This is a genomic window from Faecalibacterium taiwanense, assembly GCF_036632915.2.
Lineage (GTDB): Bacteria > Bacillota > Clostridia > Oscillospirales > Ruminococcaceae > Faecalibacterium > Faecalibacterium taiwanense.
Window position 1 is genome coordinate 1113883 of sequence record NZ_CP155552.1, and the last position, 18744, is coordinate 1132626.

At 52.4% G+C, this 18744-nt stretch carries 17 protein-coding genes and 1 tRNA gene; 13 read left to right on the top strand and 5 right to left on the bottom strand.

Annotation, left to right across the window (positions count from 1 at the left end):
• Positions 1-50 precede the first annotated feature (50 nt).
• From PXT33_RS05655 to PXT33_RS05705, 11 genes are all read left to right on the top strand, one after another.
• Positions 51-1967 (top strand): flavocytochrome c, encoded by a 1917-nt coding sequence (locus tag PXT33_RS05655; RefSeq protein WP_332376068.1) that lies wholly within the window; start codon positions 51-53, stop codon positions 1965-1967.
• Positions 1964-2362, top strand: a complete 399-nt coding sequence (locus PXT33_RS05660) for a NusG domain II-containing protein (RefSeq protein ID WP_005940526.1) — start codon at positions 1964-1966, stop codon at positions 2360-2362. Before PXT33_RS05655 ends, PXT33_RS05660 begins: the two co-directional genes overlap by 4 nt.
• 262 nt (positions 2363-2624) lie before the next feature.
• A complete protein-coding gene (locus tag PXT33_RS05665; RefSeq protein ID WP_332376069.1) occupies positions 2625-4442 on the top strand; it encodes an HlyD family efflux transporter periplasmic adaptor subunit in 1818 nt (605 codons plus the stop codon).
• A gap of 14 nt (positions 4443-4456) precedes the next feature.
• Complete coding sequence (locus tag PXT33_RS05670) at positions 4457-5206, top strand: ABC transporter ATP-binding protein (protein WP_097774684.1); 750 nt, start codon at positions 4457-4459, stop codon at positions 5204-5206.
• The gene (locus PXT33_RS05675) at positions 5203-6408 is read left to right on the top strand and encodes an ABC transporter permease (protein WP_332376070.1); all 1206 of its coding nucleotides are present in this window, start codon (positions 5203-5205) and stop codon (positions 6406-6408) included. The genes PXT33_RS05670 and PXT33_RS05675 overlap by 4 nt, the downstream gene beginning before the upstream one ends.
• A gap of 58 nt (positions 6409-6466) precedes the next feature.
• Positions 6467-8569 (top strand): S-layer homology domain-containing protein, encoded by a 2103-nt coding sequence (locus PXT33_RS05680; RefSeq protein WP_332376071.1) that lies wholly within the window; start codon positions 6467-6469, stop codon positions 8567-8569.
• A complete protein-coding gene (locus tag PXT33_RS05685; protein WP_332376072.1) occupies positions 8569-9348 on the top strand; it encodes a phosphoribosyltransferase family protein in 780 nt (259 codons plus the stop codon). The genes PXT33_RS05680 and PXT33_RS05685 overlap by 1 nt, the downstream gene beginning before the upstream one ends.
• Before the next feature lie 95 nt (positions 9349-9443).
• A tRNA-Pro gene (locus PXT33_RS05690) sits at positions 9444-9521 on the top strand.
• Positions 9522-9714: 193 nt separating this feature from the next.
• Positions 9715-10317, top strand: coding sequence for an MBL fold metallo-hydrolase (locus PXT33_RS05695; protein ID WP_347070521.1), 603 nt, complete (start codon positions 9715-9717; stop codon positions 10315-10317).
• Between the two features lie 35 nt (positions 10318-10352).
• A complete protein-coding gene (locus PXT33_RS05700; RefSeq protein WP_347070522.1) occupies positions 10353-10919 on the top strand; it encodes a hypothetical protein in 567 nt (188 codons plus the stop codon).
• 4 nt (positions 10920-10923) lie between these two features.
• Positions 10924-11628, top strand: a complete 705-nt coding sequence (locus PXT33_RS05705) for a hypothetical protein (protein ID WP_298638831.1) — start codon at positions 10924-10926, stop codon at positions 11626-11628.
• Positions 11629-11785: 157 nt separating this feature from the next.
• Here PXT33_RS05705 and PXT33_RS05710 read toward each other — a convergent pair whose 3' ends face one another.
• The 4 genes from PXT33_RS05710 to PXT33_RS05725 form a co-directional block, all read right to left on the bottom strand.
• A complete protein-coding gene (locus PXT33_RS05710) occupies positions 11786-12130 on the bottom strand; it encodes a transposase (RefSeq protein WP_347070523.1) in 345 nt (114 codons plus the stop codon).
• Positions 12131-12197: 67 nt separating this feature from the next.
• The gene (locus PXT33_RS05715) at positions 12198-13163 is read right to left on the bottom strand and encodes a hypothetical protein (protein WP_332376074.1); all 966 of its coding nucleotides are present in this window, start codon (positions 13161-13163) and stop codon (positions 12198-12200) included.
• Between the two features lie 12 nt (positions 13164-13175).
• Positions 13176-14801, bottom strand: a complete 1626-nt coding sequence (locus tag PXT33_RS05720) for a relaxase/mobilization nuclease domain-containing protein (RefSeq protein ID WP_332376075.1) — start codon at positions 14799-14801, stop codon at positions 13176-13178.
• Positions 14773-15207, bottom strand: a complete 435-nt coding sequence (locus tag PXT33_RS05725; RefSeq protein WP_332376076.1) for a plasmid mobilization protein — start codon at positions 15205-15207, stop codon at positions 14773-14775. Before PXT33_RS05725 ends, PXT33_RS05720 begins: the two co-directional genes overlap by 29 nt.
• Before the next feature lie 906 nt (positions 15208-16113).
• Here PXT33_RS05725 and PXT33_RS05730 point away from each other — a divergent pair.
• The gene (locus PXT33_RS05730) at positions 16114-17616 is read left to right on the top strand and encodes a type I restriction-modification system subunit M (protein WP_291016021.1); all 1503 of its coding nucleotides are present in this window, start codon (positions 16114-16116) and stop codon (positions 17614-17616) included.
• A complete protein-coding gene (locus tag PXT33_RS05735; protein ID WP_332376077.1) occupies positions 17606-18154 on the top strand; it encodes a restriction endonuclease subunit S in 549 nt (182 codons plus the stop codon). Before PXT33_RS05730 ends, PXT33_RS05735 begins: the two co-directional genes overlap by 11 nt.
• Here the strand turns inward: PXT33_RS05735 and PXT33_RS05740 are convergent.
• Positions 18151-18711, bottom strand: a complete 561-nt coding sequence (locus tag PXT33_RS05740) for a restriction endonuclease subunit S (protein WP_347070524.1) — start codon at positions 18709-18711, stop codon at positions 18151-18153. The genes PXT33_RS05735 and PXT33_RS05740 overlap by 4 nt on opposite strands.
• Positions 18712-18744 lie beyond the last annotated feature (33 nt).

The following is an 18744-nucleotide window of genomic DNA, read 5'->3' on the forward strand; positions in this document are numbered from 1 at the left end:
GCTGATAGATGTCCGAACACAAGCAACCCGAATATGAGAAGGAAGAAACAATGAAAAAGAATCAGATCCGCAAGAGCGTGGCTGCGCTGGCCATGGCGGTCGTTGTGGGTGTCAGTCTGCTGGGCTACGGCTGCGGCAGCAAGTCCGCTTCCACCGCAGGCGGCGTGTCCGGCGATTTCACCGGCACTGCCAAGGGCATGGGCGGCGACGTTACCGTTACCCTGACGCTGGAAGACGGCAAGATCACCGGCTGCACCGCTGAGGGTAAGGACGAGACCCCCGGCATCGGTACGCTGGCACTGGAGCAGCTGCCCGCTCAGATCGCTGAGACCGGCAGCATCGCTGTGGACGGCGTGTCCACCGCGACCATCACCTCCAACGCCATCAAGGAGGCAGCAGCCGCTGCCCTGACTGCCGCCGGCTTGAATGCTGACGACTATAAGATCGAGGTCAAGGCCGACGAGACCAAGGCCGAGGATTCCACCATTGACGCTGACGTTGTCATCGTGGGTGCAGGCGGCGCAGGCATGACCGCTGCCATCACCGCTGCTGCCGAGGGCAAGAGCGTTGTGATCGTGGAGAGCCAGGCCATGGTGGGCGGCAACTCTGTGCGCGCTACCGGCGGCATGAACGCCGGCAAGACCGTGTATCAGGATGAGAACGAGTTCGGCGAGTCTGCCGGTGTCGAAAAGACCCTGAAGACCGCTGCTGAAAAGTACGCTGACAACGAGACCATCACCGCTCTGGCAAAGACCGTCTCTGAGCAGTGGGCAGAGTACCAGAAGAACCCCACCGGCTACTTCGACTCTGTTGAGCTGATGGAGCTGGACACCATGATCGGCGGCAAGGGCATCAACGACCCTGCTCTGGTGGAGACCCTGTGCTCCAACTCTGCTGATGCCATCGACTGGCTGGACGAGCACGGCATCACCCTGCACAGCGTTTCCAGCTTTGGCGGTGCATCCGTCAAGCGCATCCATCGCCCTGTGGACGCAGAGGGCAAGACCGTTTCTGTCGGTTCCTACATGATCCCCCTGCTGGAGGAGAACTGTGAGAAGGCTGGCGTTCAGATCCTGCTGAACACCACCGCCAACGAGATCCTGACCGATGCGAACGGCGCTGCTGTGGGCATCAAGGCCACCGGTTCTACCGGCGAGACCGTCACTGTGAACGCCAAGGCTGTGGTGCTGACCACCGGCGGCTTCGGCGCAAATCTGGACATGGTTGTCGAGTACAAGCCTGAGCTGAAGGGCTTCATGACCACCAACGCTGCCGGCGCTCAGGGTCAGGGCATTGAGATGGCCACCGCCATCGGTGCTGGCACTGTGGATATGGACCAGATCCAGATCCACCCCACCGTTGAGGCCAACACCGCTGCCCTGATCACCGAGGGCCTGCGCGGCGACGGCGCTGTGCTGATCAACGCCGAGGGCAAGCGCTTCATCGACGAAGTGGGCACCCGTGACGTGGTCTCTGCTGCTGAGATCGCTCAGACCGGCAGCTACAGCTGGCTGGTGGTCGATCAGGCTATGGTCGATGCTTCCAGCGTCATTCAGGGCTACATCAAGAAGGGCTTCACCGTGACCGGCGAGACCTACGAGGAGCTGGGCAAGGCAATGGGCGTTGATGAGGCTGCTTTTGCCGAGACCATGAAGACTTGGAACGGCTATGTTGAGGCCAAGAATGACCCCGACTTTGGCCGCACCAGCTTTGCAAACCCGCTGGATACTGCTCCGTACTATGCAATCAAGGTCACTGCTGGTGTGCACCACACCATGGGCGGCCTGACCATCAACACCAACACCGAAGTCCTCAAGGAGGACGGCACTGTGATCCCTGGCCTGTTTGCAGCAGGTGAGGTCACTGGCGGTGTGCACGGTGCAAACCGTCTGGGCGGCAACGCTGTTGCAGACTTCACCGTGTTTGGCCGCATTGCAGGTAAGGCTGCCAGCGACTACGCTGCATGAGTACCCGCAAAGCACCTGAAAACGCTTCCGGCTCCAAAGGCCTGAAGCCATGGATGAAGAACCTGATCTTTGCTGCAGTGATCCTTGTGCTGGCAGCAGCGCTGTATTTCGGCGTGCGCGCAGCACACAGCAGCAAGGGCAGCGGCCTGCAGGCCACCGTCGATTTTGGTGATGGCATCACCGAGACTCTGCCGCTGGATACAGACCACGATTACCTGTATGATGTGGGCAATTATGTCGTGCATCTGCAGGTAAAGGATGGTGCCATCGCGTTTTTGGACAGTCAGTGCCCGGACCATGTGTGCGAGCAATTCGGCTGGCTGGACAAGGACGGCGCATGGGCTGCATGCGTCCCTGCCGGGGTGTATGTGGTAGTGGAAACTACAGCTGAATAAAGATCGTGCTTCAAAAAAGAGGCAGTACCCTGCAAGAGCGGGGCACTGTCTCTTTTGTTTTGTCTGGAAGGCAAAAGAGGGCACGGTGTGAAAGTTGGGTAAAACTTTGACACAAATGCGTCAAAACAAAATTTAGACGCTTGTGTAATAGACGAAAATGCGATAAACTAACAATAAACTCTTTATCGCGCGCTTTTGCAAAGCCTGCGCCCGATACCGAAACCAGGGCATGCCCTGAAAGATACAGGAGGAAACAGCAAGCATGATCTTTAAAAAGAAGCAGGATGCTGCGGTACAGCAGACGGCTGCGGGTGAGGCAAAGCCCGCAGCGAAGGGCGGCAAAGCAGCAGCCTTTTTCCGCAAGAACTGGAAATGGATGGTGCCGGTAGTGTGCGTGGCCGTGCTGGGCGGATGGTTCATCCTGCGCCCGGACAAGGCACAGAACGCCAATACGGACATCAACTATGTGCAGGTCTCGCCGTCCAAACGGGATGTGTCCAACACCCTCAGCGGAACCGGCACTCTGAACCCTGCCAATACATATAATGTTAAGTCGCTGGTAGCGGGCAAGGTGTTGACCAGCAGCTTTGAGGAAGGGGACATCGTGGAGGAAGGCACCGTGCTGTACACGGTGGACTCCTCCGATGCTACCACCAAGGCGGAGCAGGCGTCCATTGCTCTGCAGCAGGCACAGCGCAGCTACGACAAGACGGCAGACCGCCAGTATGTCCGCGCCGAGGTGGCAGGTGTTGTGAGTGCCCTCAAGGTGGCCAAGGGCGACGAAGTGACCAGCGGTCAGGAAGTGGCGGTCATCCGTGACAGCTCCAAAATGGTGCTGCGGCTGGAGTTCCCGGCAGCAGATGCCGCCACCTTCTCGGTGGGCCAGAGCGCAGAGGTGACGCTGGACGGCACCTTTGAAATGCTGACCGGCACCGTGACCGCTGTGACCGGCACCGATGCTCTGAGCACCGGCAACCTGCTCACCCGCACCGTGACCATTGCTGTGCGCAATGCAGGCGGCCTGACCACTGCGCAGGCAGCAACGGCAACCATCAATGGCGTGAACTGCATTGCCGCCAAGTGCTTTGAGTATCAGGCAGAGCGCACCCTGACTGCCCTTGCCGCCGGTACCGTGACGGCCATCAATGTGCCGGAAGGCGGAGCCGTGAACAAGGACGATATCGTGCTGCAGATCAGCGGCGAGGACCTGACCGAGGCCATCCAGTCTGCCGCCGAGAGCCTGCGCAGCGCCGAGCTGAACATGGACAATCTGCAGGAGGCCATGAACAACTACACCATCACCTCGCCCATCAGCGGCACCATTATTGAAAAGAATGCCAAGGCCGGGGACGCGCTGTCCGCCGGCTCGGACCTGTGCACGATCTTTGACCTGAGCTATCTGGAGATGACCCTGAACGTGGACGAGCTGCAGGTCAGCAGCCTGTCGGTGGGTCAGAGCGTGCAGGTCACGGCGGATGCCGTGCCGGACAAAACCTATACCGGCGTTGTGACCCGTGTTTCCTTGAAGGGTACCTCCAATGGCGGCACCACCACCTACCCGGTCAAGGTGCGCATTGATGAGACCGATGGCCTGCGCCCGGGCATGAACGCCAATGCTGAGATCGTGGTGGCACAGGCAAAGAATACCCTTACCGTGCCCAACGCTGCCATCGTGCGCGGCGGCTATGTGCTGGTCACGCAGGACTCCCCCAGCGCAGTCAACGCAGACCCGGGCATGATCGCGCCGGACGGCTATGTGTATGTGCCGGTCAAGACCGGCGTCAGCGATGACAACTACACCCAGATCGTCAGCGGGCTGACCGGCAATGACACGGTGGCCTACGACTCTGCCGCAGCAAGTACCGATACGTACTATGACGACGGCGGCTATTACGAGGCGGATGCAGAGAGCACCGAGGGCGAGGAAGGCGCCGATGCTGCGAACAGCATGGTCGATGAAGAAGAACCGGAAAACGGGACCGTACCGGCGGAAGAGCCTGTGGAAGCCGAGGAAAAGCAGGACTCCGCAGGGGATGACGTGAATCCGTCTCAGGCAGACGGCGTGGTCTATCTGGGCTGACACAGGAGGAATGCATGAGCGCTCTGATCGAGTTTGATGAGGTGTGCAAGTATTACCAGATGGGTGACACCACGGTAAAAGCTGCAGACCACATCACCATGAAAATCGAAAAAGGCGAGTTCGTGGCCATCGTGGGCCAGTCCGGCTCCGGCAAATCCACCTGCATGAACATCATCGGATGTCTGGATGTGCCCACCCACGGCACCTACCGCCTGAACGGAAAAGACGTTGGCAGGATGAGCCGCAATGAGCTGGCATCCGTCCGCAACGAGATGCTGGGTTTCATCTTCCAGCAGTACAACCTTTTGCCAAGGCTCAACCTGATGGAGAACGTGGAGGTGCCGCTGGTGTATGCGGGCATCGGCCGCGCCGAGCGCCACGCCCGGGCCAAAGAGGTGCTGGAGCAGGTGGGTCTGGGCGATAAGCTCAGGAACCGCCCCAACCAGCTTTCCGGCGGCCAGCAGCAGCGTGTTTCCATCGCTCGGGCGCTGGTGCGGAACCCGGCGGTCATTCTGGCCGACGAGCCTACCGGCGCACTGGACAGCCACACCGGCCGCGAAGTGCTGGGAATGCTGCAGCAGATGCACGATGAGGGCCACACCGTGGTGCTCATCACCCACGATAATTCCATTGCGGTGCAGGCAGACCGCATCATCCGTCTGGAGGACGGGCGGGTGGTCTACGATGGCGATGCCCATGCACCGGAAGCCGTGGTGCAGCCCACGCTGCTGCCGGAAACGCCGGATGAGGAGGAGAAAGCATGATTATTGAAACCTTCCGTCAGGCCATCCAGAACGTGTGGAGCAACAAACTGCGCACCTTCCTTACCATGCTGGGCATCATCATCGGTGTTATGGCAGTCATCGTCATCGTGGGCTTGGGCAACGGCATGACCAAAAGCATGCGCGACAGCTTTTCGGCACTGGGTACCAACACCCTTTCGGTGCAGGTGTGGGGCAACGGCTCACGCACCGTTTCGGTGGAGGAAATGTACAAGCTGCCCACGGAGTACCCGGAGCTGATCCAGTCCATTTCGCCGCAGATCGATTTCAGCGGCAGCGGCACGCTGAAGATCGGCACTACCAGCTACCGCTGGTCCAACATCAGCGGCGTGGACGAGAACTATTCCGCCATGAAAAATTACCAGATCGCGCAGGGACGCGGCCTGCAGTACATGGATATGAAGGATAACAAGCATGTGTGCATCATCGGCGATTACCTCAACCGTGTGGCCTTTGGCGGCAACGGCCTTGGCCAGACGCTCAAGATCGGTGCCAACAAGTTCCGCATCGTGGGCGTGCTGGCGGCCAAAGTCAGCGATCCGGACATGCAGCAGGGCAGCGATGACGACTGCGTTTACCTGCCCTATACCACGGCCATGCGTCTTTCCAGCCAGAGCACGGTGAACAACTATGCCGCGGTCATGGAGGATGAGGGCCGCGCCAACGAAGCAAAGTCTGCGGTGGAAAGCGAACTGCAGCGCCTGCTTGGCTCGGATAACGGCTACTATGTCTACAGCGCCAGCGAGTGGCTGGAGGAAATGAACAACATGATCAACATGGTCATTGTGATCCTGACCGGCATTGCCAGCATTTCGCTGCTGGTGGGCGGCATTGGCATCATGAACATCATGCTGGTGTCGGTGACTGAGCGCACCCGCGAGATCGGCATTCGCAAGGCACTGGGTGCCAAGGAACGCACCATTCTGTCGCAGTTCGTGGTGGAAGCAGCCACCACCTCGGCCCTCGGCGGCGCACTGGGCATTGCACTGGGCTACATCGTATCCATGGGAGCAAACAAGGTGCTGCCCATGTTCACCAGCGGCACAACGGTCACGGTCAGCCCGTCCTTCAATTCCATCGCAGTGGCCTTTGGCATCTCGGTGGGGATTGGCGTGCTGTTCGGCTACCTGCCCGCAAAGCGCGCAGCGCGGCTCAACCCCATTGAAGCATTGCGCTATGACTGAACTCTTCTCTGCCGGCGTTGCGCCGGACTGCAAAACACCAAGGAAGGGGAATATACCTATGAAAAAACGTCTCTTCGCATGTCTGCTTGCAGCATGCCTGGCTGTATCCGTGCTGGTGCTTCCGGCATCGGCGGCCAGCCTGAACAACTCGGCCATCCAGACGGCCATCACGCTGGGCGCTATGGATACCAGCCAGACCGGCAGTCTGGATGCTGCCGTCACCCGCGGTGCATTTGCCAAGATGCTGGTCTCCTTTTCGGCCTACCGCGAAAGCGCCAGCCAGCAGGGCAATCTGGGCACACTGTATAAGGATGTGCCCGGCAGCTCTCAGTGGGCACCCTATGTGCGCATTGCGGTGCAGCAGGGCTGGATAAACGGCTATACTGATGGTACATTCCGCCCGGATAATACGGTCACGCTGGAAGAAGCCTGCACCGCAGCGCTCAAGCTGCTGGGCTATAAAATGACCGACCTCAACGGCGTGTTCCCGACGGCACAGCTGAACAAGGCGCAGGAACTGGGCCTGCGTAACCAGCTGAACCGCAGCCAGAGCGAGGCCATGAACTATGAGGATTGTGCTTTGCTGCTGTATAACACCCTCACGGCAAACACCGCCTCTGGCAGCGCCTATGGTACCAGCCTGGGCTTTACGGTTTCGAACGGTCAGGTGGACACCTCCACGGTAATGCTCAAGAGCCTGAAGGGACCCTTTGTGGCAGCGGAAGGCACCCAGCTGCCTTTTACGCCGGTGAGCATCTACCGCAACGATAAGGTCTCGGCTTCTGCAGAGCTGAACCGCTACGATGTGTATTATTACAGCGAAAGTCTGCAGACTGTATGGATCTACACCCGCAAAGCAGCAGGCCGCATCACTGCCGTTTCGCCCAGCGCCAGCGCACCCACGGCCATTACCGTGGCGGGCACCAGCTATCAGCTGGGCAGCACAGCAGTGGCTTCCAAGGTGTCCAGCCTGAACGGCGGCGGTGTGGGCGAAGTGGTCACTCTGCTGCTGGGCATGAACAATGAGGCGGCGGATGTTATTACCGGCGCAGAGGCCGACGAGGTGTTCTACGGCGTGGTGCAGGGCGCAGCCCGCAGCCTTGTGGAAGATAACGGCGCGGATGTGCTGCAGCGCGTGGCTGTCATGTGCACCGATGGTGTTCAGCGCACTGTGAATGTGGACAAAAGCCTGAACTACCCCAAGGGCTGGCTGGTAGAGATCCGTGTAACGCCGGAAGGCGAGTCCGTGAGCGGCATCGAGAACAAGGCCGTTACCGGCAAGGTCAATGCAGATGCAACGGCACTGGGCAGCTATGCCCTTGCCGACGATGTACAGATTCTGGATACAACTGCGGAGGGTGTGGCTGGGACGGTTCGTCCCAGCCGCCTAGCGGGAACAGACCTGAATCTTCTGAACGTCCGCTACTATACGCTGAATGAGAAGGGCGAGATCGACCGCCTGATCCTGAATGATGTCACCGGCGACCTGTGGACCTACGGCGTGCTGGATGATATCAAGAATGTGGCAGTCAACTACTCGGAACTGCAGACGCTGGCCAAGATCATTTTCACCGGCAAGAGCGACAGCACGGATACGCAGGATAAGATCGTGGACGACCTGAAGGATGTTCTGGTGCCCACCACCAGCGAAGTGCTGTGGGGTGTGATCAACGGCGACATCCTCTCCACTCTGTGGCAGAAGATCACAGCCAACACGGATAGCCTGCTCAGCCTTGGTCTGCGGCAGGTGGGCAGCCTTGTAGGCGAACCGTATGCGTCCATCTTCCGCTATATTGGCGGCGGTGCTACCTATGTGTGCTATGTCAATGGTTCGCAGGTAGCTTTCACCACCAACGTCAAATATCCGGTGCTGGTAGGTGGTGTTGCAGCCCGCAGAGAGACGACCGGCAGCGTGCGGACGATGGTCCAGCTCATGCCCATGAAGATCGATCAGGTGGGTGCAGCGTCGGTCATGAGCAACGGCACCCGCTTTGAGATGGCGGACGACGCACAGGTGTATCTGTGGTACAAGGGTCAGTACTACGCCACCAAGCTGACCGAGGTCAACTCGGAGGGCTACTACCTGACCGGCTGGTACGATAACTTTGGCTGTGCTGCGGGCAAGCGCGTGCGTGTGATCGTGGCCGTCAAAAAGGACTGATGGATTATTACAGCGTCCCGCGCCGCATTCTGCGCGGGGCAAGACAGCTGGTGTATCCGCGCCGCTGCCCGTTTTGTGATCGGGTGCTGGGCAGTGTGCCCATCTGCCCGGATTGTGCCGCGGAGCTGGAAGAGCTGCGCAGGAAGCCGGGAATGCGGCTGGACGCTTCTCAGCATTATTTAGGGGAACTGACCGGTGCAGCAGCACCGTTCCGGTATGAGGGCTGTGTGCGGCGCGGCATCCTGCATACAAAATACCATGCTGCACCGTGGGCGGCGGTGGAGCTGGGCCTCTGGCTGGCAAAGCTGGCCTTTGGCAGCGAGATGCATATGGCCGGTGCAGAACCGGTGCCGGAGCTTGTGGAAGGCATGTCCCTTGGGTACGACTGCATCGTTCCCGTACCGGCATCCGGCAGAGCACGCGGCTACAATGTGCCGCAGCTCATGGCGGTGCCGCTGGCCCGCGCACTGGGGATACCGCTGTACCCGAAAGCACTGGGCCGCACTCGTGCAAAGCGGCATCAGGCGGGCCTGCCCTTTGAGCAGCGCCTTGCCAATGTGGCGGGTGCCTTCCGGGTGACGGACACGGAACTTGTGGAGGGCAGAAAGGTGCTTTTGGTAGACGATGTGATCACTACCGGTGCCACGGCAGCAGCCTGCACACAGGCGCTGCTGGCAGCCGGTGCCGAGAGTGTGTTTGCAATTGCACTTGCCACTGTTGAATTTGAAATGTTTCCCGCAAGGGATCAGCCGCTGCAGGAAAACGAGCCGGATTTTTGAAAATTTATTTGAAAAAACTTGGCAGAAAAAGCTTGACAAAACACCCTGAATCAAGTATACTAATTGAGCTGTGAGCGATAACCGCTTGCAGATATCCGGGTGTAGCGCAGTTTTGGTAGCGCGCTTGAATGGGGTTCAAGAGGCCGTGAGTTCGATTCTCGCCACTCGGACCAAAGAAAAATAATCCGAACTTGTTTCCGATAGGAGATGGGTTCGGATTATTTGTTTTCTTCGGAAAGCTCAATGCAGGTGTCCATAAATCCGTTATTTAAAAGGCTTCTTAATTTTCGAGCGCTAGTTTTGGATGTATAGACGTTCAGTGATATTAGTTAAAAAGTTGACCTTTTATATAGGACTATGATATACTTGGCACAGAAAATTAAAAATCACAAGACGATTAAAGCAAAGCACCAGAATGGAGACTTTGAAATGGCGTATGAAATCGATTTTATAGGTGTGAACTCAGAGAAAAGCACAAAAGATGCCGATGCAATTTGCATGCGTTGGAGGTCTGGAGTATCATTCGACGGAACAGCAACTTACAAAATAGGTGTCGTCGATGGTGGATTTGAGGCACATGGTGATGCTCTGGTTGCACACATGAACCAATATTATTTCAATGATGAACTTAATATAAAAGACATCACCGAAAAATCGGTTGATTTTATAGTTATAACTCATCCAGACCAAGACCATACAATTGGAATAAAAAAAGTTTTAGAGAATTTCAGCGTAAAAAAGATTTATATGAATCGCCCGTGGAAATACGTAGATGACCTTTTTGATAAAATTAATGATGGACGCATTACAAAAGAAAGTCTTGCAAGGAGATTGAGAGAAAAATATAAAACGATTGCTGATATTGAGGATATGGCTAAAGAAAAAAACATTCCAATTTATGAGGCGTTCGAGGGAACTCATATCGAAGATGAGTTGTTGATACTCTCCCTGAAAAGCAATACTATTTAAGCCTTTTGGTGTCCTCAGAAAAGACACCTCTTGAAATGAGCTCAGCGCTTCAACATGATGGAACACTTCTAAAGTTTCTGGAGTCGGTTAAAGATTTTGCACTAAATATTCTTGAAACATGGGATATCGAAACGCTTAGAGAAAGTGAAACGACTTCAGCAGAAAATGAAACGAGTGTAATTCTAAGGGGAAAAGTGGATGGCTCTGGTTTCATCCTTACAGGTGATGCAGGTATTGGTTCATTAAATAGAGCAATTGATTATATGGAAAAAATTGGCGAAAACATTGTAGAGGATATTTCTTTTTACCAAGTTCCTCATCATGGAGGACGACACAATGTGAGTCCATCAGTATTAAACCGGATGCTAGGAGAAAAGATTGAAAAAGGTAGCTCTCGAAATAAAGTAGCATTTGCTTCCGTAGCCCAGAATTCAAGTCACCCATTGAAAATGGTTACCAATGCATATATTAGACGTGGTGTTACCATATATAAAACAAATGGCAATGTAATATGCCATCACAATGGTAAAATGCCTGATCGCAGATGGGTAGGGCTGAAGTCAATTGAGTTCTCTGACTATGTAGAAGAATGGAGCAATTGATATCATGGATAGCGATCTCAAAAATTACAGAGAAAAGGAATTGAAATCATTTGTATTGGGAAATATTCTCCTGATTCTTATGGAAACCGGGATTGTTGATAATATCGTACAGCTTATGAGTTCGAGTGATCTTTGGAAGGCAGCAGCAGAACTGTTCGAATCCTCTATCATATCATCAATAATCTACATTTTCGTGTTCTGTTTTGATTCAATTCTTCAAGGACGGCTAAAAGACAAGGTTATTTGGCCTATAAAAGGACTTCCAGGAAATACAATTTTCTTAGATATCGATAAAAACAATAAAGATGAGCGTTTTTCTAAGCAAACAGCAAGAAAAGTTTATGAGAAGTTATATACCCAAATCGATTCTTGCAAGGACAAAAAGGAATGCGAAAAAATCCAGAACCAATACTGGTACGCGATATATCAAAAATATGAAAGTCAAGCACAAATCTATATGGCGCAGCGTGATTTTTTGCTGCTTAGAGACATGACAATTATGATGTTATGGATAGGATTTATGTATGTTTTCTTGTCGTGGTACATTAAAAGACCGCTTTCATGTAAATTAATCACAGTCTTTATAATTGAGTTTATGCTTATGTGGATTGGTGCTAGGGTAAAAGGAAACCGATTTGCTTACAATGTTATCGCAAAAGATTTGGCAAAATATTATAATGAACACAACAGCAAATCTTTGATTTCTTGAATAAGCATATTATATGATGTGACACTAGCTTGTGTCGGTGTGAATAGCTATTGTATGCTTTGAATAGTCCAAGTGTTAATACTTAAGACTTTTTCTCTTTGATTTATAAAGAAAACTCTGAAAAAGCGGAGCATCAGCAAAAACAAGTGTATAGCTATTAATTTATAACTAAAACAGGGTGCGCCCACCCGGACGCACCCTGCAAAAATCCACACACGATAAGTAAGGCAGGGAGTTCCCCAGCGGGAACTTCCTGTTTTTCTTTGGTTGCAATATGAGCCTGTTCCGCCTGCCACGCGGCAAACTCCCGCTGACCTTCCTCACTGTTCCAGCAGGCAAGGATGGCCGGGTAGAATGCCCGTGCCAGACGTTCGATGGCTTCATCGGGATAGGGGAAGTGTTTGTGGACTTTTTCTTTTTGTTCAAACGCACGCTCCTTTGATCGTCCCACCGCAGCAAAGCCGGGCAAGAAAATCAAAGTTCCATTTTTTATCAGGCGCAAGGGCGCGGATGCTTTCCGCCCTGCACTTGCGGCTGGGGACTTGTTGATGGCTTACAAGTGCCTGTCGTTATGCGGTCTTTTCTTCTTCAAGGACTTCTGCAAGAGCCTTTTCCAGATAGGTTTCGATTTCAGTCAGGTAGTTAGCAGGCCTCTGCATTGCGAAGCGGAGAACCTTCTGCTTTTCCGGGTCAGTGAAATAGCTGGGATTGTTTTTGAGCGTTTTCTTCCATGAGTTTTTCATCATTTCGGTCGCACGGCTCAAAGATTTGTAAACCTTCATAAACTCGTCCGGTACATGATAGCACCGGAATTCTTCTGTTTGTGATGTGGGCATGGGAACGGGTTCCGCTTTTTCAGGCTCAAATTCAGCGCTGGCAGATTCCAACACTTCCAATGCCTCTGGATGCAGGATTTGAGCAAGGACATCTGAACGATGCTCGACACTTGCCTGCACAAGCTTGGACATTTCATCGTTGGTGAATTTCACCTCACCGGAAAAGACCTTTTTCTTAATGCCGGGAGAAAGATTATCTGCGATGTCGATGCCTCGTGTATAGTGGCTGGCACGAAGAACGGAGGCACGGCTGACACTGCTTTCCTCTGCGATCCGGTCGCAGGTTTTCTTCCCGGAGTGGTGGTTATCACCGTGATCACCACCACTTTTCTTTGCTAAAGTGTACTGATTGCCGTGAAAGATTTTCTCGGCTTTCTTTTCAGATTCGTACTGCTTCCCCAGCAGGTAACGCTTTTGTTCGGGGGAAAGATTGCGCCGCCCCAGCTGATTCTTGTAAATCCAAGCGAGTGCTTCCTCACGATTTGCAAAGCGGAGCGGCATGGTAGAAAAGCGGATTTCGGGATGTTTCTGAAGAATCGCATAACGGTTGTGACCATCAACAAGGGTGTTGTTCCACACGATCAAAGGAGAAATCAGCTTGCCTTCCTTGAGGATATTTTCTTCAAGCTGCTTAAATTCATCATCGGTCAGAGGAGGAATCTGGGACTGAAACTCCGGGTCGATTTTCAGATTGATCATACGCACACTCCTTTATCTCTCCTGCTGCGCCGGTTCTTCCTCCCGGAAAAAGGACGCAACATTCTGCTTCGCGGTTTTCAGTTTGAGCAGTTCTTCCTTAGCTTCCTTGTACTGCTCGTAGAACTTTGCCTTTTCGGATGCCAGCTGCGCATACTCGGCTTCCAGCTTTTTCGGGCTGGGCAGCTTTGTGATGTTGTTTGCCTTGAAATAGGCTGCTGCCGCCCGGTATGCTGTCAGCTCTGCACGATGCTGTTCCTCAAAGGCTGCGGGTCGTTTGACAGTATTGAACTGCTGTACGATACCCTTGGTGCTGGTATAGGCTGCGATGTGATAGCGCAGCTCTTTGTTGAATTTCATGCGACCTTCGAGGTCTTTCACCACCGCCAGCGAATCGTGATACTTGGTTTCCAGTTCGGTGATGCGCTGGTTCAGGGCGTCCTCGTCGGTTAAGCCCTTTTCCTGCAGAAGCTTCACTGTCTGCGCCATAACTTTGAGATTGTGTTTCGTGAGCCAACGCTTATAGCCGATGCCCTTGCCCTCGGTCATCCTCGACTGGATGTCGATCAGTTTCCCGATGGTATCCTGCTTGAACTGCGCCTTGGGTTTGCATTCGGCGTTTGCCTGCAACGTGACAAACACTGCCGCCTTATCGAACTTGTCACCGAGATGTTTCGCTCGGATAAACTTTGTTCTGCCAGCGGGCAGATAGCTCAGACACCCACGGCTTTCCTTGACGGCAATACCATACTGCTGCATGAGCCTGTCAGAAAAATCTTCAAAGCTCGTGGCACGGTACAGCACTGAAGAAATCTGTTTCCGCAGGGTTCGCGTTTGCGAAGCAACAAAAGCCCCAGTGGGGCTTTTGAGTGACCGAGCGGTTTGCGCAGCAAATGGAGGGGCCTCGCCCCGACAAGCGACCTTTACGGTTTCAAACTTCTTCTGCCGGGGCAGCTGTCCATCTGCGGTGAGGGCTGCGTTTTCACGGTCAAGTTTCAATTGGCCGCGTCTGCGCACCCAATACTCAGCTTCGCTCACGCGCTCCTTCGAGCCGTTGAGCAGGTCGATCTGGTACAGTCCGGCACTTTCGCACAACTCCATTACCTCGACACGGAGGTGCCGCATGGTCTGGGCAGTGCTGGAGTGCTTCATGCCCTCATGCCAGTCGCGGGGCTTCTGCATATAGGGCTTGCGTTCCACTTCTCGTGTTCGGACGCTGCCGATCACGATGTGGACGTGGATGTTTCCCGAATGGTTGTGCCCATCCGGGTGAGTGCAGACGATGGCGGGATGACCGGGGAAGTTTTCTTCGCAGAATTTCAGGCCAAGTGCCTGTGCCTTTTCCATGGTCAAGCCGTTGTCGGCTGCATCTCGTGGGTCAAAGCTGATGATATACTGGTGGCTCTTAATATCACTATGCTGCGTGTTCTTGCCATACTTGCGGTTTGCCAGTAGACAGGCCATTGCAAACGAGAAATCGCCGCACTCAAGTGTATCGAGGATGTACGATTCTCGCAGCTTCGGTCTGCCCTGTTCATCCAGAAGTTGCTTCCCGGTGAACGCATCATGCTGGTAAACGAGGTACGCTTCGATGGCGGCGTAGTCCGAGTTTTTAGAGGCGATATGCTTGAGCGTTGCCATACAGTTCACCCAGAACTTTCTCGGCGTTGAGCCGAAATGCGGTCAGGTCTGCAAGTTCGTCAAGGAGTTTCGCCCGGATCTGCTCGGTGTCTGCACCGCCGGAATTGAAGTGCCTTGCAAGCTGGTTCAGGTTGCCGCCCACCTTGCTGCACTGGGCAAGCAGGGTGGAAACGGCGGTCAGGGTTTCTTCGCCACCACCGGCAACGATGACCGTTTTCTCGATCTTGACGTTGTGGATGGCACGGCGGATAAAAGTGGAGAGGGAGAGATTCAGGAGTTTGCAAGTGAGTTCCAGTGACGTTTTTTCCTCCGCTGTCACACGGAACTTGATGATGTGCGTTTTGTTGTTCGGCGTGTCGTGGTGCTGGGGAATGCTAGGGGTCGGTTGAACATTCGTTTTGGTCATTGTACCTCCTGTCTGTTCGATAACTCCTCGGTGAAGTTATGTAAAGCACGACACGCCGTTGCATTCGTGCCGCTAGGCACAAATGATGAGCAGGGTTTGGGGTTGGACCGCGCTTGCGAAGCGCAGCGCAGCAATGAAAGCCCCAGTGGGGCTTTTAAGCGGCAGCGCGGTCTTGCGCAAGCAAGATGGAGGGGCCTTGCCCCGACAAGCGTTACCCCAACAAGATCACTTCGGAAATGCAGACGCATTGCAGAAGTGAAGTCCCGGATGGACAGGAAATTTTCAAGAATTGAAAATTTGTGGCCACGGGACGGTTCTTGCCCTCTACCGCTGCGCTCAAAACGCATTTTCAACAAATGTTTCCGAATTGTTAAGACGCAAAAATAAGTAGAGGTGGTGCTGCTCATGTAATGGGGTCACCGTTTGCTCCGAACGAAGTTCCTGCCCCTGTTTGTGCAGCGGCGTTGACGGAAAGTCGGTATCACGTTCGGTCGGCTCATGAAATTTTCAAGGTACAACTCCCGTAAAGAAAAATACCACCCTGCAAGACAGGCGAAAAATTTTGTCGGGTGAATCGGCGGCAAAATGAATCGGGTGTGTTGCGGGGCGGTAAATCTTTCAGGGATAATCCACGGTGAGGCAGTGTTCAAAATGAACACGACCACATTTTGTGGGTGGCTTCAAACCAATCCACAAAGACGGTGGGATTTACAAGAAAAATACCACTGTATGTGAAATTCGTCAAGAGGGTTTTGGAAAATTTATTACGGTAAAGTGGCGATAGTAAGACTTATCCGACAAAAAACAAAAGCATATGCAGAGAAATTTTGCGCACAAATTGGAAAATCGAGCTATCTGTGTTATACTCAAGTCAGAATTTGTTGAGCAAAACGGAGGTACTGAGCTATGGCAGAGAAAAACACCGCCGACATTGGATTTGAAAAACAGATTTGGAATGCGGCCTGTGTACTTCGGGGCAACATGGATGCTTCGGAGTATAAGGGCGTTGTTCTTGGTCTGATTTTCTTGAAATATATTTCGGATCGTTTTGAAGAAAAGTACAATCAGTTAGTTGCAGATGGTGATGGTTTTGAGGAAGATCGTGACGAGTACACATCGGAGGGAATCTTCTTTGTGCCTGCTGGTGCGCGTTGGAGCGATGTTTCTGCAAAGGCACATGACCCGGAAATCGGTCAGGTAATTGACGATGCAATGCGCGCTATCGAAAAAGAAAACGCGCGCCTAAAAGATATTCTGCCAAAGAATTTTGCGCGTCCGGAACTGGATAAACGTCGGTTGGGCGAAGTCGTTGACCTGTTTACGAACATCAAAATGATTGAACATGGCAGCGAAAAGGATATTCTGGGACGCACTTATGAATACTGCCTGTCTATGTTTGCAGAACAGGAAGGCAAGCGCGGCGGCGAGTTCTTTACGCCGTCCTGCGTTGTGCGGACGCTGGTAGAAGTGCTGCAACCGTTTAAGGGACGAGTGTATGACCCTTGCTGCGGCAGTGGTGGTATGTTTGTTCAGTCTGCAAAATTTGTAGAGAACCATAGTGGAAATATCAACGATATCTCGATTTATGGACAGGATTCCAACCCGACCACATGGAAACTGGCACAGATGAACCTTGCCATTCGTGGCATTGAACCCGACCTTGGCAAGTATGCAGCAGACACATTCCTCGATGATCAGCATCCGACCATGCGGGCAGACTATATTATGGCGAATCCCCCTTTCAACCTGTCGAATTGGGGCGCAGAGCAGCTCAAAGATGATGTACGCTGGCAGTATGGTATGCCGCCTGCAAGCAACGCGAACTTTGCATGGCTTCAGCACATGATTTATCATCTTGCACCGGGCGGCCGCATGGGTATGGTGCTTGCAAATGGTTCTCTTTCCTCTCAGTCTAGCGGTGAAGGTGACATCCGCAAAAATATTGTGAATGCTGACCTTGTGGATTGCATCATTGCCATGCCGACACAGCTTTTCTATACCACACAGATTCCGGTTTCGCTTTGGTTTATCTCCAAGCGCAAGAAACAGGCTGGTAAAACGCTGTTTATTGATGCCCGGAAGATGGGCGTTATGGTGAGCCGTAAGTTGCGGGAACTAGCCGATGAGGATATTAAAAAGATTGCCGATACCTACAATGCTTATGTTAGTGGTACACTGGAAGATGTAAAAGGTTTCTGCGCAGTTGTTGATACGGAGAAAATTGCAGAGCAGGATTATATTTTAACGCCGGGTCGTTATGTTGGTGTTGAGGAACAGGAAGATGATGGTGAATCGTTTGAAGAAAAAATGGCTCGGCTGACTTCTGAACTTTCGGATTTGTTCAAGCAGTCACATAAGCTGGAAGCAGAAATTAAGGAGAAGTTGGGGGCGATTGGGTATGAAATCTAAATGGACATATCGCCCACTTGGTGAGCTTGTATCTTTTGCATCAGGAGGAACACCGAGTAAAAAAAGAGATGGTTATTGGGGTGGAACTATTCCTTGGATTAGTGCAAAGACATTGAAAACGGAGAATATCGACACATCTGATTTGTTTATAACAGAAGAAGGGCTAAAAGCTGGAAGCAAGATTGCGCCGAAGGGAAGCATCTTACTTCTTACACGAGGAAGCGGTCTTTTTAATGGAATACCAATTGCTAGAGTTGAAAAAGATGTGGCTTTCAATCAAGATATAAAGTGTCTGGATTCATATGGAGAAGTGGAAAACGAGTTTATATTTTATTGGTTGTTGTCGCAAAAAGATTATTTGATGGCAAAGGTTGGAGTTACAGGAATTGGAGCGGGAAAATTTGATTTAGATTTTTTACAAAAGCTAATGATTCCGATTCCGAGTGAGCGAGAAAGAAAAAGTATCGTTGGATTCGCAAATAGCATCAGCGAAAAAATTAGATGTAATGCAAAGGTAAACGATAATTTAGCGGCTTAAAGCTGGATATCACGCACATCAATTTCCCCGGACATAATCTTTGGCAAAAGGGTATTTCTAAGAGCGGTGAGTTTTCGATCCTCAATTCGATTTGAAATAATCAAGTCAAAAAGTGGTTTTATTGAGGCACCAATTCGCTTATAATCGTATTTAGAGGGAATAATTACTTCTACCTTTTCAAGTTCTTCCCTTTTGATATGCCCCATAGTTGTTGCCTTATCTGCTGCAACAGCAATGAATCTGTCAAGATGATGTGCTGTCCACAAATAATAGAACCACTTGTCATAGTTATTCGAGGTCACTTTGAAAAGATGCTGATTTAATCCACAGGTTCCGCCACACCAAATATCAACCAAAAGACTACCCGACCAAGAAAATATAATATCTCCATCATGAATAATATACTCCGACTTGATACTGGGTGAGCAAAGCTCGCTGCTGGCATCGCAAATACCTTGTCTTAATTCTTTGATTTTTAATACGGGAAGTCCTGTTTCACCATCTTTAGGACGGTATTTTTGCATTGCCAGCCCATTCAAATAGTCTGCAATGTCCAAAAGATTTCCAGTTTTCCATCCATCTGGAAGAAA